At 48.8% G+C, this 13,450-nt stretch carries 15 protein-coding genes; 1 reads left to right on the forward strand and 14 read right to left on the reverse strand.

Going from position 1 to position 13,450, the window contains the following annotated elements; translation table 11 throughout:
- Positions 1 to 264: 264 nt before the first annotated feature.
- The 6 genes from ACQY69_RS02610 to ACQY69_RS02635 form a co-directional block, all read right to left on the reverse strand.
- On the reverse strand, positions 265 to 636 hold the full coding sequence (locus ACQY69_RS02610) for a RidA family protein (RefSeq protein WP_428261001.1): 372 nt from the start codon (positions 634 to 636) through the stop codon (positions 265 to 267).
- A gap of 5 nt (positions 637 to 641) precedes the next feature.
- Positions 642 to 1,748, reverse strand: a complete 1,107-nt coding sequence (gene mnmA, locus ACQY69_RS02615; protein ID WP_428258386.1) for a tRNA 2-thiouridine(34) synthase MnmA — start codon at positions 1,746 to 1,748, stop codon at positions 642 to 644.
- A complete protein-coding gene (gene nifU, locus ACQY69_RS02620; RefSeq protein ID WP_428261002.1) occupies positions 1,705 to 2,151 on the reverse strand; it encodes a Fe-S cluster assembly scaffold protein NifU in 447 nt (148 codons plus the stop codon). Before nifU ends, mnmA begins: the two co-directional genes overlap by 44 nt.
- Before the next feature lie 11 nt (positions 2,152 to 2,162).
- A complete protein-coding gene (nifS, locus tag ACQY69_RS02625) occupies positions 2,163 to 3,332 on the reverse strand; it encodes a cysteine desulfurase NifS (RefSeq protein WP_428258388.1) in 1,170 nt (389 codons plus the stop codon).
- 203 nt (positions 3,333 to 3,535) lie between these two features.
- Positions 3,536 to 3,988 (reverse strand): hypothetical protein, encoded by a 453-nt coding sequence (locus tag ACQY69_RS02630; protein ID WP_428258389.1) that lies wholly within the window; start codon positions 3,986 to 3,988, stop codon positions 3,536 to 3,538.
- A gap of 123 nt (positions 3,989 to 4,111) precedes the next feature.
- Complete coding sequence (locus tag ACQY69_RS02635; RefSeq protein WP_428258390.1) at positions 4,112 to 4,336, reverse strand: DUF896 domain-containing protein; 225 nt, start codon at positions 4,334 to 4,336, stop codon at positions 4,112 to 4,114.
- A 142-nt stretch (positions 4,337 to 4,478) separates the two neighbouring features.
- Between ACQY69_RS02635 and ACQY69_RS02640 the strand changes: the two genes are divergently transcribed.
- Positions 4,479 to 5,741 carry a beta-ketoacyl-[acyl-carrier-protein] synthase family protein gene (locus ACQY69_RS02640; RefSeq protein WP_428258392.1) on the forward strand — a complete coding sequence of 421 codons (1,263 nt, stop codon included), beginning with the start codon at positions 4,479 to 4,481 and terminating at the stop codon, positions 5,739 to 5,741.
- A gap of 494 nt (positions 5,742 to 6,235) precedes the next feature.
- Here the strand turns inward: ACQY69_RS02640 and ACQY69_RS02645 are convergent, their stop codons facing one another.
- The 8 genes from ACQY69_RS02645 to ACQY69_RS02680 form a co-directional block, all read right to left on the reverse strand.
- On the reverse strand, positions 6,236 to 7,894 hold the full coding sequence (locus ACQY69_RS02645) for an ATP-binding protein (protein WP_428258394.1): 1,659 nt from the start codon (positions 7,892 to 7,894) through the stop codon (positions 6,236 to 6,238).
- Positions 7,887 to 8,564 (reverse strand): response regulator transcription factor, encoded by a 678-nt coding sequence (locus ACQY69_RS02650; protein ID WP_428258395.1) that lies wholly within the window; start codon positions 8,562 to 8,564, stop codon positions 7,887 to 7,889. Before ACQY69_RS02650 ends, ACQY69_RS02645 begins: the two co-directional genes overlap by 8 nt.
- Complete coding sequence (gene phoU, locus ACQY69_RS02655) at positions 8,561 to 9,232, reverse strand: phosphate signaling complex protein PhoU (RefSeq protein WP_428258397.1); 672 nt, start codon at positions 9,230 to 9,232, stop codon at positions 8,561 to 8,563. Before phoU ends, ACQY69_RS02650 begins: the two co-directional genes overlap by 4 nt.
- Positions 9,232 to 9,981 (reverse strand): phosphate ABC transporter ATP-binding protein PstB, encoded by a 750-nt coding sequence (pstB, locus tag ACQY69_RS02660; protein WP_428258398.1) that lies wholly within the window; start codon positions 9,979 to 9,981, stop codon positions 9,232 to 9,234. Before pstB ends, phoU begins: the two co-directional genes overlap by 1 nt.
- A 4-nt stretch (positions 9,982 to 9,985) precedes the next feature.
- A complete protein-coding gene (gene pstA / locus ACQY69_RS02665; protein ID WP_428258400.1) occupies positions 9,986 to 10,852 on the reverse strand; it encodes a phosphate ABC transporter permease PstA in 867 nt (288 codons plus the stop codon).
- Complete coding sequence (pstC, locus tag ACQY69_RS02670; protein ID WP_428258402.1) at positions 10,852 to 11,700, reverse strand: phosphate ABC transporter permease subunit PstC; 849 nt, start codon at positions 11,698 to 11,700, stop codon at positions 10,852 to 10,854. Before pstC ends, pstA begins: the two co-directional genes overlap by 1 nt.
- 61 nt (positions 11,701 to 11,761) lie before the next feature.
- Positions 11,762 to 12,634 carry a substrate-binding domain-containing protein gene (locus tag ACQY69_RS02675; RefSeq protein ID WP_428258404.1) on the reverse strand — a complete coding sequence of 291 codons (873 nt, stop codon included), beginning with the start codon at positions 12,632 to 12,634 and terminating at the stop codon, positions 11,762 to 11,764.
- A 193-nt stretch (positions 12,635 to 12,827) separates the two neighbouring features.
- Positions 12,828 to 13,382 carry a hypothetical protein gene (locus ACQY69_RS02680; RefSeq protein ID WP_428258405.1) on the reverse strand — a complete coding sequence of 185 codons (555 nt, stop codon included), beginning with the start codon at positions 13,380 to 13,382 and terminating at the stop codon, positions 12,828 to 12,830.
- Positions 13,383 to 13,450: the final 68 nt, after the last annotated feature.

Consider the following 13,450-nt stretch of genomic DNA (forward strand, 5'->3'; position numbering starts at 1 on the left):
TCCACCTGCATGATACATCATGCCCTCCGTTAACTTCGTGCACGCCGGAAGGTTCCCGGCGCTTCACAGCTTTCTCAAAATAGTTAGTTGTTACAAATTAGATTAGTGTACACTAACTCAACGGCGACATTATACTTCTTTCCCATATTGCGGTCAATACTCATCCGCTGTTCATGATAAATAATGTCAACAGGGCTGCCTGAAAGTATCAGACAGCCCTGCTCGCATTTTCTCCGGTTATTCCTGCCGCATCCGCATTTTCCGTCAGCGGATCGCGATGACTTCTATCTCACAAAGCGCACCCTTAGGCAGCTCCTTCACCGCCACGCATGACCTGGCCGGCTTCCCGGTGAAATATCCGGCGTACACCTCATTGAAATCGGCGAAATCCCCCATGTCCGCCAGGAAGCACATGGTCTTTACCACCCTGTCGGCGCCGATGCCGGCCTCTTCCAGCACCGCCAGCACATTTCTGATGGCTCTGTCGGCCTGCGCCTTTATGTCGCCGCCTACCAGCTGGCCGCTGGCCGGATCCAGCGGTATCTGACCCGATGTGTAGATCATACCGCCAGCTTCTACAGCCTGCGAATACGGCCCTACCGCCGCAGGCGCTTTTTCCGTGTGAATCTTTTTCATCTCGCTCATCTTGAATCCTCCTTCTTACCGCGTGACGCGATGAATCCTCCCCCGACGACCAGGTCATCTTTATAGAATACGATGGACTGGCCCGGCGTCGCCGCCCTCTGAGGCTCATCGAAGCAGGCCTTTATCCTGTCGTCTCCCACCCGTTCCAGCCGCACGGGAGCCGGCTTCGACGCATATCGTATCTTAGCCGTGAGGCCCTCGTCCTCCAGCCATGATTCGTTCGTCAGCACATTTTCCTCCGAGAATATCTCCCGCCGGAACAGGTCTTCGTTGCTTCCCAGCACCACCCGGTTGGTATCGCTGTCGATGGCCGTAACGAAGGCCGGTTTTCCCAGCGCTATCCCCAGCCCCTTCCGCTGTCCGATGGTAAAATCCAGTATACCGCCGTGCTGGCCCAGCACATTGCCGTCCCTGTCGACGAAATCCCCGCCGGGCGGCCTCAGCCCCCTTCTCCTGAGAAACTCCTTGTAGTCGTCTCCTTCAGGAATGAAGCATATCTCCTGGCTGTCCCTTGCTTCGGAGTTTTCCAGTGCTCTGGCCCGGGCCATCTCCCGCACCTGCTCCTTGTCCTCCACGTTGCTGAGGGGCAGCAGCAGCCTCGATATGGCCTCCTGGCCCAGCCTGTAGAGCATGTAGGACTGATCCTTTCTGACGTTGTCGGCCTTCCTGATGTACCATTTTCCCGTCCCTTCGTCGTGGAAAGTGTCGGCGTAATGGCCTGTAGCTATGTAATGGGCTCCCAGGGAATCGGCCGCCTCCAGCAGCGTCCTGAACTTCACCTCCGGATTGCACACGATACAGGGGTTGGGCGTCCTGCCGCAGCCGTACTGGCGGCAGAAATCACCGATGACGATATCCTCGAAGTCACGGCTCACGTCCCTGTAGACAAAATCTATGGAAAGCTGCTCCGCCGCCTTCTCGGCCCTCCTTCGCCCCTCTCCCGATGCCGTCGCCTCCGGCGTCACGTCGAAGTAAAGCCCCGTCACGTCGTAGCCATTTTCCTGCAATATCAAAGCGGCGGCAGTGCTGTCCACTCCGCCGCTCAGTCCCAATATCACTTTATTCTTCTTCATCGATGTCATGGTGATGATCCTCTTCCGCATCAGGGTCGAATCCTTCAAGGCCCTTGTAGGTCTTGCCGTGCTTCTGCGCGTAATCGTATATCGCCGCCTTTATGGCGTGCTCCGCCAGGACGGAGCAGTGTACCTTCACGGCCGGGAGGCCTCCCAGCTCCTCGACGATCTTCTTGTTGGAGAGCTCCAGTGCCTCTTCCACGCTCATGCCTATTATCATGTCGGTAGCCATGCTGGATGAAGCTATAGCGCTCCCGCAGCCAAAGGTCTTGAACTTGGCGTCCGTTATCTTCTCATCGTCGTCCACCTTTATGGAGATCTGCATCATGTCTCCGCAGACCGGGCTCCCGTAGGTACCCAGACCATCGGCGTTCTCTATTTCCCCGACGTTGTGGGGATTCATGAAATGTTCCATTACCTTATCGTTATACAGTGCCATGTCAATTACCATCCTTCCTGTCCCGTTACCGGAGACAATTCTCTGAGTCGTTCTACGACTTTTGTCAATACGTCAGCGACGTAATCTATATCTTCCTTAGTAGTGAAATCTCCTATCGTGAATCTCACCGTACCGTTCATCTTCGTGATAGGAACGCCCAGCGCGTCCAGCACATGAGACGGGACGAGAGATTTTGAGGAACATGCCGATCCGGTCGAAACGCTGATACCGCCCGCGTCCAGCATCAGCAGGATCGCTTCTCCCTCGATGTAGTCGAAGGAAACGTTGAGGTTTCCCGGGTGGCGCTTTTCAGCCGAACCGTTGAGCTGTACGCCGGTGATGTTAGTCCGGATCTTCTCCCAGAAGTAATCCCTCAGCTCCCGGAGGTCAGCCATATGGCTTTCGAGGTTCTGTCCCGCCAGCTCCGCCGCCTTGCCGAAGCCGACGATCCCGGCTACGTTTTCCGTACCGGCTCTGCGCTTGCTTTCCTGAGCGCCTCCGTGCATGTAATTGGTGATCCTCAGGCCTTTTCTCATGTAGAGAGCTCCCACTCCCTTAGGCCCGTATATCTTGTGAGCCGACATGGAGAGAAAATCCACTCCCAGATCCTTTACATCTATCGGGATATTACCCAGCGCCTGTACAGCGTCGGTGTGGAAAAGCACCCCTCTTGCCTTCGCCACAGCCGCCAGCTCTCTGATGGGCTCTATCGTTCCCACTTCGTTGTTCACCATCATTATGCTGACCAGGATCGTATCATCTCTGATGGCTTTTTCCAGCGCCTCAGGCGATACGAAGCCGTCGCCGTCCACATCCAGATACGTCACCTCGTAACCGTGTTTTTCGAGATACTCGCATGTGTGGAGTATCGCGTGATGCTCTATCCTGCTGGTTATTATATGCTTTCCCTTATCCTTCAGCGAGTCGGCGACCCCTTCCAGCACCCAGTTATCGGCCTCCGTTCCGCAGGAGGTGAAGAATATCTCCTTCGGATCAGCCTTTATCAGATCGGCTACCCTCTTCCTGGCTTCGTCAAGACCTGCCTTTGCTTCAAGCCCTGGCGAATAGAGGCTGGACGGATTGCCGTAAACTTCCGTATAATAAGGCAGCATTTCTCTGACTACCTCTTCCTTTACAGGTGTCGTCGCCGCGTAATCGAGATATACCTGTTTCATGTGATCCAACTCCTTTTATATTCAAAATTATGTATGTTGTTTCTCTGATGTTTTTATATTATACTATTTTGATGAAGATTGCAATACGTTTTGACAACAAAAAGAAATATTTTCCTATTGTTTTAGTAGGTTTAAATCGTGCGCAACGCATATCTTCACCGCCGCACGTCACGTCACGACAGTTTAATGTTTGTCTCCATCCGTCAATCCCTCGCTTCGAAGGATATCAACCTGTACTCCCCATCCTCGGACGACACCCCTATATCGTACTCATATATCTCATCATACACACCTTCCATCCCGGAAATCGTCCATTTTATCTTGCCATAGAAGGACATCCTGTCGTAGACATGGCTCTTCTTTTCCAGCTCTATCACATCCATGGCTCTTGTCCTCTCCAGATCCGTATCCTCGAACTGAGTCAGAGCCTCCACATCATCTCTGTACAGCTTGTCCGCCTCCACTTCCTTGAGCTGTCTTTTTCCCTCATCATACGTTATCTCTCCGAACAACGTCTTTTCCATGATGTTGCTGCGCTTTTCCAGCAGCTGTCTCACCTGATAGACTTCCCTGTCAGCAGTGGCGCCCAGCAGCACCATGCCCAGCACGCACGCCGCTGCCAATATGGCTATCCATTTAAAATATCTCCCTTTCATTCCCGTTCCCCTTTTCCCACCTTTTCTTCTTTATTTCAGAGCCGCCTTCTTCCCCTGACGTCTCTTCTCCATAATAGAATAAAAAAGGCGAGAAAACTGGTGTTTCCCGCCGTCGTCAAATCACTAATTTTGTCTTTTTTTCTGTTCCTGTATCTCCGCCAATTCTTCTTCCGACAGATCCTCCACGAACTTCACTCTGTCCAGATGGCCTCTGAAATGTTCCCTGAACTTCTCTAAATATTCCTTACGCAACAGCTGCTGTTCAGCCTTTTCCTCCTCCGTAAGCCCCTCGCTCTTGGCCTTTCTTGCCAGATGGTTTATTCTGTCTATCTTTTCCTTCTTGAGCATGATACCCTCCCTCTGCCGTATATGTCCAATCATATCCGATACGACAGACCCTGTCAATAATTTTACACAATTAGCGATGACTTTTGCCCCTGTATATGTTAAAATATTAATAATCGGCAAATTTCAGGAGGACTTTTACGATATGAAAAACTTGGTCATTACAGGCATGGGAGCTGTTACTCCCATAGGTATAGGAGTAGGTGACTATTGGCAGGGAATACTCGATATGAAATGCGGCATCGAAAAGATCACCCGTTTTCACGACGATGATCTTCCCATCCAGATAGCCGGAGAAGTCAAGGAGTTCGATCCCAAGGATTACATGCCGTCCAAACTGAGTAAAGAGACCGGTATGTTCATGCAATTCGCCTACGCTTCTGCCAAAGAAGCCATCGAACAGAGCGGGATAAATATAGATGCCGAAGCCGGACGCATCGGTATCGTCATGGCTACGGCCCTCAACGGTACTGCGGAAATAACAGAAACAGAAAAGCTTTACAGCGTAGACGGCAAGAAGAAGGTCAGCCCTCGCTTTCTTCCCAAGATACTGGGGAATCTGGGAGCCGCCCACATCGCCATCTCATATGGCATACATGGCCCCAGCTTTACAGTGAGCACCGCGTGTTCCTCCGGCGGCGACGCTATCTGTATGGCTGCTATGCTGCTCAATGCGGGAGAAGCTGATGTGATGCTGGTAGTCGGCGGAGAGAGCGCCCATTGCCCTATCATAATATCCACACTGGCTCAGGCTAAGGCCCTTTCCAAAAACCCCGACCCCAAATCAGCCTGCCGTCCTTTCGATGCTGACAGAGACGGATTCGTGATGGGCGAAGGCGGCGGCGCTATCATTCTGGAAACAGAAGAACATGCAAAAAAACGCGGCGCCGGGATAATGTGCCGTCTGGCCGGATGGGGAAACAACACCGATGGCTATCATGTCACTTCACCGAGACCTGACGGCAGCGGAGCTGTAAAATGCATGTCAGACGCTCTGGCCAAGGCCGGCATGAAACCTGAAGATATAGATTACATAAACGCTCACGGTACATCGACGCCTCTGGGTGACCCAATAGAGACATTAGCTATCAAGACCCTGTTTGGATGGGACGACCCCGAAGCTCCGATGCCGGAAGACCTGAAGGCAAAAATACCGCCTGTCAGCTCTACTAAGGCCAACACGGGACATTTGATGGGAGCCGGTGGTATAACGGAAGTTATCGCATGCATCAAGGCGATACAGACAGGCATAATCCCTCCTACCCTCAACTACAGGACTCCCGATCCGCGATGTGATCTGGATTTCGTGGCAGAAGGACCAAGAAAAGTCAAGGTGGACACAGCTATGTCCAACGCACTGGGATTCGGTGGTCAGAATTCAAGCATAATAGTTACCAGATACGAATAAGACCTGATATGATATCTTTCAGGAGCTGCCGCGTGACGCGGCAGCTCCTTTTCACTTGCAGGGGTTTGCCAATAACCAATGATCGCAAAGCATTTTTAGCAAAAATAGATCATCAGCTGGCATTTTACTTGGCCAATATGCCAACAACAAGTTTCACAGCAGACTTTTAGGCATTTTTTTCATGCAATCTGAGGAGTTTTATGCCTATAACACATATTTAATAATAAACTTTGGGCAATTCGAAGGATCACAGGCAGCTCTCAGAAAGCTGTTTATGCCTAAATCGCCCCATAAATCGCTGTGTTTGGCATATGTCGACCGGAATGAAACCGACACTTGACAGTGCTTGGTCGGATTTCGGATATAAAAACACAGAGCCGATATCCACCGCGATATCGACCCTGTATCATGATATTTTATTCAAATCAAAAGCTTTTTCAGTTAACCGCGATCTGTTCCGCAGTCCGGTCTGCGATCGTCGCAGCTGTCCGCCCTTACTTCTGACGCGGGAATCTTACGATCATCTTCGTTCCGATGCCTTCAGCACTTTCCACTTCGATAGTCCCGCCCATATAAGATACGGCGTGCTTCACGATAGAAAGGCCAAGACCTGTTCCGTCCACTGTGGACGAATGGCTCTCATCTATCCTGAAGAATCTCTCGAATATCCTCTCTCTGTACTCGAACGGTATGCCGATACCTGTATCCTCGACAGTAACAGTAGCACCCTCATTGAGGTCGCTTACAGTTATCATGACGGAGCCATTTTCCTTGTTATACTTTATGGCGTTTTCACAGAGATTATATATTATCTCGTTGCATAATGAAGGTATACCTTTCACGAAAGCGTGCTCGCCATCCAAGTAGAGCTTTATACCTTGCTCCTCGGCTTTTCTGGAAAGACGCTCTATCACGTCCTTTGACATATCGAAGAGATCTACCTGGGAATATTCTTCCGGGAACGAGTTCTCATCCAGTTTCGAAAGTTTTATGATATCGTCTATGAGACTTATCATCCGTCCTGACTCTTCCTTGATATTCCTGCCAAAACTCTTGACGTCTGCCGGTTTCACTATACCTTCCGCCATCATGTCAGATACTCCGTATATGGTGGTAAGTGGCGTTTTAAGCTCGTGTGATACGTTGGAGGTGAATTCCCGTCTCAGCTTCTCCCGCTGCTCCTTTTCCGTCACATCGACGATTATCACCACAGCGCCCACTATATCGGCCTTTTCGACTACCGGATTGGCCATGATGTTGTAGTATCTGTTCTTCGTCTCAAGCGGCTGCTGATTATGCTCACCGCTAAGCGCTTTCTCTATGGCAGTTCTGAATCCTTCGCTCCTGTTGAGCTCAAAGGCTGTATGCGGGTTTTCTATCCCCGGATCGCCCAGCAGATCGATTATTGCCGTATTGTAGGAGAGTATCTCCATATTCTTGTCTATCAGCAGGAAACCTTCGCTCATGTTTTCAGTGATAGCTGTGAATTCCTTCTGCTGTCGCTGCATCTCAGCCAGCTGCATATTGATATGCCTGCTCTGAGCCCTTATTTTGTCCATAAGAGGCGACAACTCAGGATATGGCTCCTCCGCATCATTATCGTTGAGATCCATACCATTGATCGGATCCACTATTTTCCTGGACAACAGCTTCGATATGACTATGGAAACGATGACGGCAATTATCAATATAACTATGAACGGACCTATCACACCTCTGAGAAGTAGCGCAACCATACTCTGTTCCTGAGATATCCTCAGTATGTTCCCGTCATCCAACTCCACGGCATAGTATATGGTCTTAGTGGAAAGAGTATCGGAATATCTGGTAACGAAAGATTCGCCATTTTCAGCCGCTGCCACTATCTCTTCCCTGCTGCCGTGGTTTTCCATATCGGCGGCATTTTCAGCGGAGTCGAACAATACTGTCCCATCCGGAGCCACCAAAGTTATTCTGTTATCGGTATATCCCACTCTGTCGAGAAAGCCTTCATCCTCCTGTACTTCATTGGAAATGAGCCTGGCTTCTTCCTTCAGCTCTCCTTCAACTATCCCCTCAAAGTACGCGTACAGCACAAAGGACACGCATAAAAAGCAGATCACTGCTATCGCGACAGAGACGGTGAAAATGCTCTTGAATATCTTCTTAGTCATTACTGCCTCCTATCTTGTACCCCAGACCTCGCACGGTCTGTATCAGCTTGCCTGCACTTCCCAGCTTTGAGCGGAGCGTACGTATATGTACATCGACAGTACGGTTTTCGCCGTCGAATTCATACCCCCATATCTTGGTCAGTATCTCATCCCTTGTCATAACGACGCCTTCATTCTTGAACAGGATGCACAGGAGCTCGAACTCCTTTAGGGTGAGCGTAATATCTTTATCGTCAACCTTAACTATGTGTTTTGACGGACAAAGGTAGAGATTTTCCTTTCTGTATTCCAGAGGCTCGTCGTTTTTTCCGGCTCTTCTGAGCAGCGCTTTTATCCTTGATATCAGCTCCATGGTACCGAAAGGTTTGGAGACATAGTCATCAGCGCCGTTATCCAGTCCCATGACTTTATCGTACTCTGTCCCTTTGGCTGTCAGCATTATCACAGGCATCGTCTTCGTAGCGTTATTGCTCCTTATCTTCTTAAGTATCGATATCCCGTCCTCTCCCGGGAGCATGATGTCCAACAGCAACAGATCCGGCTGTTTTTTCTTCATAGCTTCCCAGAAGGCGTCCGGATGGTCAAATCCCTCTGCTTCAAGGCCTGTATTGTTCAGCGCGTATATCACGAAATTTCTTATATTGTTGTCATCCTCAAGAAAATAAATCATATCTTATCCTTTTCGATGTTCTTCTCATTGACATGCTCGCCAGTTATGGAGAATATTACCCATTCAGCTATATTGACGGCATGGTCGCTTATCCTTTCCAGATATTTTGCTATCATCAATATGTCTATGAAGTACTCGGCGCAGTCTTTGTCCTCGGTCACTGCCGTGATAAGGTCATCCTTTACCTTGTCGAAAAGTTCATCTACTATATCGTCCTTCAGTATGACCTTGTTGGCCAGATCCATATCTCTCTTGACGAAGGAATCAACGCTTTCTGTGACCATCTGTATGGCCGTGTCCGCCATCACGCTTATGTGATCGTGGTTGAAGCTGCTCCTGTCCTCCTTTATGAATTTGGTTATCTCAGCTATATCATAAGCCTGATCGCCTATCCTCTCCATATCCGAGATCATCTTGAGAGCCGCGGATATGAGTCTCAGATCCTTTGCTACAGGCTGTTGCTGAAGCAGTAGTTTCAAACACACGCTCTCTATCTCCCTCTCCCTGTCGTCGATAAGCTCATCGGCGCTGAATGTCTTTTTTCTCATCTCATCTTTGCCCGTCTCCAGAGCCTTTACCGCATATGTAATGGCTTCCTCGCAAAGGGCTCCCATATCTATCAGCATGACGTTGAGCCGTTCAAGCTGTTCATCAAATCTAACACGCATCAGCCAAACCTCCCTGTAATGTAATCCTCTGTTCGCTTGTCTTCAGGCATCGAAAACAGTTTTTCCGTATCATTAAATTCTATCATATCTCCCAAAAGGAAGAAAGCTGTTTTGTCGGAAATCCTCGCGGCCTGCTGCATATTGTGAGTGACGATGATGATAGTGTACTTATCTTTCAGCTCTATGGCCAGATCCTCTATCTTAGATGTGGATATAGGATCCAGCGCCGATGTCGGCTCATCCATCAGTATTACTTCCGGCTCCACTGCCAGTGCTCTCGCTATACAGAGACGCTGCTGCTGTCCTCCCGAAAGACCTAACGCACTTTTATTGAGTCTGTCCTTGACTTCATCCCATATGGCCACGTCCCTGAGGGACTTTTCCACTATCTCATTGAGCTTCGATTTTGCCCGCACACCATGGGTCCTCGGACCGTAGGCGATGTTGTCGAATATGCTCATCGGGAACGGATTTGGCTTCTGGAATACCATCCCGACACGCTTCCTCAGATTGTTCACATCTATTTTTCCGTATATATCTTCACCGTCCAGCTTCACCGAGCCTGTTATCCGGCAGCCCTCCACCAGGTCGTTCATGCGGTTCAGAGTCTTGAGCAGTGTGGATTTACCGCAGCCTGACGGTCCAATGAAAGCGGTGATTTCCTTCTCCTGTATTTTCATGTTTATATTCTTCAGAGCTTTGAAATCACCGTAAAAAAGCTCCAGGTTTTCTATTGTGTATTTATCCATATCGCTACCTCGTCGCTAATTTCTTTGCTATGAATCCCGAAAGTCCGTTTATCAGTATTACCAGCACCAGCAGCACAACAGCCGTCGCATAGGCTTCTTCAGTATAAAGACCTTCTGACAACAGCGCGTACATGTGTACCGACAGCGTTCTGGCTGACTCGAACAGGCTTCCCGGCACCTGAGCAACCGTTCCGGCTGTAAATATCAACGCCGCGCTCTCTCCTACTATCCTTCCTATGGCCAGGATGACTCCCGCCAGTATCCCCGGAACCGCGCAAGGCAGTATTATCTTGAACACAGTTCTCAGCTTCCCGGCTCCCAGTCCAAAGCTTCCTTCCCTGTACGAATCAGGGACCGATATAAGGGCCTCTTCCGTCGTCCTTATGATAAGTGGAAGTATCATGATAGCCAGCGTCACCGCTCCTGCCAGCAGGGAATAGCTCCACCCCAGGGTTATAACGAACAGTATATATCCGAACAGACCATACACTATCGAAGGTATGCCCTGAAGAGTTTCTGTGGTAGTCCTGATGACTTTGACCAGCTTACTGCCTCTTTTTGCGTATTCCACCAGATATATAGCCGAGAATATACCTACGGGAACCGCCATCAGCAGCGATAACGCCGTGATGTAAACGGTACTTATGATGGCCGGCATCATAGACATGTTATCGGTATTGAACTCCCACTCGAAGAGTCTAGGGCTCAAATTCGCAACACCGTTCACAAGTATATATATGATCAGCGAGAACAATACGCCAATAGTAAAGATCGCAGATATGAGTACCAAGATCCTCACGATCAGAGAGCCTGGCCTGTGCTTATATGTAAGCCAAAACAGATCCAGCGACCCGCTTTTTTTCTTCTTCATCAGTCAGCCCTCCTTTTCAATGCCATAAATGAAAGATTTATTATCAATATGAACACGAAAAGCACTACCGCGGTAGCAATGAGAGCTTCTCTGTGGAGTCCGGAAGCGTAACCCATTTCCAAAACTATGTTGGCTGTCAGAGTCCTCACTCCAGCCGTTATGCTTTCCGGCATGATGGCCTGGTTCCCGCAGACCATTACCACTGCCATGGTCTCTCCGATGGCTCTTCCTATTCCCAGTATTATCCCTGCCAGTATACCCATCTTGGCAGCAGGAAGTATCACTCTGAATATACTTCGTTCCTTAGTGGCTCCCAGAGCCAGCGCACCTTCGTAATAATACTCAGGCACCGCTCTGATGTTGGATTCAGATACGCTTATTATGGTCGGCAGTATCATGATCCCCAGCAGGACCGACGACGTCAGCAGACATTTACCGCTTCCCCCCAGTGAATCCTGCACCAGAGGAACGATCACCATCAATCCGAAGAATCCATATACGATGGATGGTATCCCTGCCAGCAGATCTACCGCCGGCTTCATTATCCTGTAAAGTCCCTTAGGACAGTAGCGAGCCATGAATACGGCGCAGAGCAGACCGATGGGAACTCCTACGATTATGGCACCTGCCGTGACATATATACTTCCTATTATCATAGGAAATATTCCGTACAGATCCTGATTAGGTTTCCATGAATCGCCAAGAAGGAAATCGGAGAACCCGATTTCCTTTATGGCAGGTACGCCGCTCGCGAACAGGAATACACAGATGAGTACTACTGCTATTATCGAAACACATGCTGCTACAAGGAATACCACCTTCATGATATTTTCACTGTAATTTCGCATTTTCTGTACCTATTTTATTCTTTCTTGTCCTGTCTTTTATTTTTGTCGTTTGTTTTCTTTCTTACTCAGCAGTTACATCAGCCCAGTTAGTGATCTCACCAGTGAATATCTGTCTGATCTGCTCAGTAGTCAGGTTATCTACGGAGTTTTCGCTGTTAACGATCACTGCTATACCGTCGAGGGCGATCGCCTGGCTTGTAAGTCCTTCAGCAGCTTCTTCATCCTCCAGCTCTCTGGAAGCCATACCTATGTCACAAACACCTTCGATAGTGCTCTGGATCCCTGCGCCTGAACCAGTCTGCTGGATCTCGATAGTAACTCCGCTGTTGAGAGCCTTGTACTCGTCAGCCAGTACTTCCATTACAGGTGATACGGAAGTCGATCCTGCCAGAGTTATCGTTCCTTCAAGACCGCTTGGCTCATAAGCTTCAGCACTGTCGTTTATTTTAATGTAGCCTTCCTCTTCGATGATGGCCTGACCGTCAGCGCTCATGATGAAGTCGATGAAATCCTGAGGGAGTTCGCCGACCTCTCCGTTAGTTACGATGTTGAACGGTCTCTGCAGCTTGTAGTCACCGCTTGTTACGTTCTCAACTGTAGCATCTACGCCGTCAACCTGTACAGCCTTTACCGAATCATCCAGGGAACCCAGCGAGATATAACCGATGGCCGCGCTGTTTCCTGCTACTGACTGGATAACTACCGACGTGCTGTTGGAAATCTCAGCTGTGTCTACTGTGTTGTCAACGTCATCTGCAAGAACTCCTGTCAGCTCAGTGAAAGCGTCTCTGGTTCCGGATCCTTCCTCACGGGAAACCACTGTGATATCTTCACCGCCAGCACTGTCTCCGCCGCCTCCGCAGCTTGCCAGTGAGAACATCATCACTGCAGCGAGACCTAATGTAAGAACCTTAGCTAATCTGCTCTTTTTCATTTTCATACATCTCCTTCGTCTTTCTTTTGATTTGATTATGTACTTGATTTCTCCTCTTTAGTACGTGATTGATTATAAGTTTCAAATGTTAAATACAAAATCTTTCTCAAGTTAAATCTATGTTAAACATTTTACATTTATTATGACCATATCGAAGGAATGTTAAAACCATATATCCCGCTACGAAATGAAATCAGTTCAAAGCCTGTTTCCCCGTCATTCGCTCCGTCAGCAAGTCGGCGATACTCCTCTCCGATTTGGACCTCACCCACAGACCGCTTTTCGTCTCATACTTCAGATTTTCCGGCATGAATCCATTCTTTCGATACGAGGCAGTCATCCAACGATATACATCATTACTGTATCTATACTCACCTTCTGACAAAATATTCCCTAGACGGTCACATGTTACATTGTGAAATTGCCGCTTCGTTTTTCCGCTAACATCATCTGCTATACGTATCATTTTACGAAGAAATCTGCAATTATCTGTACATACCGATATCCTGTTATGCACTATCCTCTTTCTCGCCAACAATCTGCACAACTTCCTGTCCTTCGTTATCCCACATTCCTTTTTCCCCAGCCGCTTATACGGGAAAAAGCCCTCTCCGTTTTTCTTGACGACTATTTCGCCATCGGGCAACGTCTTCAGCTCCCTTCGCAACTCCTCTACTTTTTTCTTTTCCATCTCCAGCAGCTGCGACAGTTTCTTTTTAATGTCATCTCTTTCTTCATAATATGTCATCTCTTTCCTCCCATTTTTCTCATTCCGATATATCACGATAACTCAGAACAATTTTACAATATTTTGAG

Source organism: Gallibacter sp. Marseille-QA0791 (assembly GCF_965119705.1).
GTDB lineage: Bacteria > Bacillota > Clostridia > Peptostreptococcales > Anaerovoracaceae > Lentihominibacter > Lentihominibacter excrementipullorum.

What these genes read in the sequence shown, in the direction of transcription:
- nifS (WP_428258388.1), bottom strand. Translation starts at nt 3,332, where the DNA reads ATGAAACAGGTATATCTCGATTACGCGGCGACGACACCTGTAAAGGAA.
- mnmA (WP_428258386.1), bottom strand. Translation starts at nt 1,748, where the DNA reads ATGCGGAAGAGGATCATCACCATGACATCGATGAAGAAGAATAAAGTG.
- ACQY69_RS02635 (WP_428258390.1), bottom strand. Translation starts at nt 4,336, where the DNA reads ATGCTCAAGAAGGAAAAGATAGACAGAATAAACCATCTGGCAAGAAAG.
- pstC (WP_428258402.1), bottom strand. Translation starts at nt 11,700, where the DNA reads ATGCGAAATTACAGTGAAAATATCATGAAGGTGGTATTCCTTGTAGCA.
- ACQY69_RS02650 (WP_428258395.1), bottom strand. Translation starts at nt 8,564, where the DNA reads ATGATTTATTTTCTTGAGGATGACAACAATATAAGAAATTTCGTGATA.
- pstB (WP_428258398.1), bottom strand. Translation starts at nt 9,981, where the DNA reads ATGGATAAATACACAATAGAAAACCTGGAGCTTTTTTACGGTGATTTC.
- ACQY69_RS02680 (WP_428258405.1), bottom strand. Translation starts at nt 13,382, where the DNA reads ATGACATATTATGAAGAAAGAGATGACATTAAAAAGAAACTGTCGCAG.
- ACQY69_RS02645 (WP_428258394.1), bottom strand. Translation starts at nt 7,894, where the DNA reads ATGACTAAGAAGATATTCAAGAGCATTTTCACCGTCTCTGTCGCGATA.
- ACQY69_RS02630 (WP_428258389.1), bottom strand. Translation starts at nt 3,988, where the DNA reads ATGAAAGGGAGATATTTTAAATGGATAGCCATATTGGCAGCGGCGTGC.
- ACQY69_RS02675 (WP_428258404.1), bottom strand. Translation starts at nt 12,634, where the DNA reads ATGAAAAAGAGCAGATTAGCTAAGGTTCTTACATTAGGTCTCGCTGCA.
- pstA (WP_428258400.1), bottom strand. Translation starts at nt 10,852, where the DNA reads ATGAAGAAGAAAAAAAGCGGGTCGCTGGATCTGTTTTGGCTTACATAT.
- phoU (WP_428258397.1), bottom strand. Translation starts at nt 9,232, where the DNA reads ATGCGTGTTAGATTTGATGAACAGCTTGAACGGCTCAACGTCATGCTG.
- ACQY69_RS02640 (WP_428258392.1), top strand. Translation starts at nt 4,479, where the DNA reads ATGAAAAACTTGGTCATTACAGGCATGGGAGCTGTTACTCCCATAGGT.
- ACQY69_RS02610 (WP_428261001.1), bottom strand. Translation starts at nt 636, where the DNA reads ATGAAAAAGATTCACACGGAAAAAGCGCCTGCGGCGGTAGGGCCGTAT.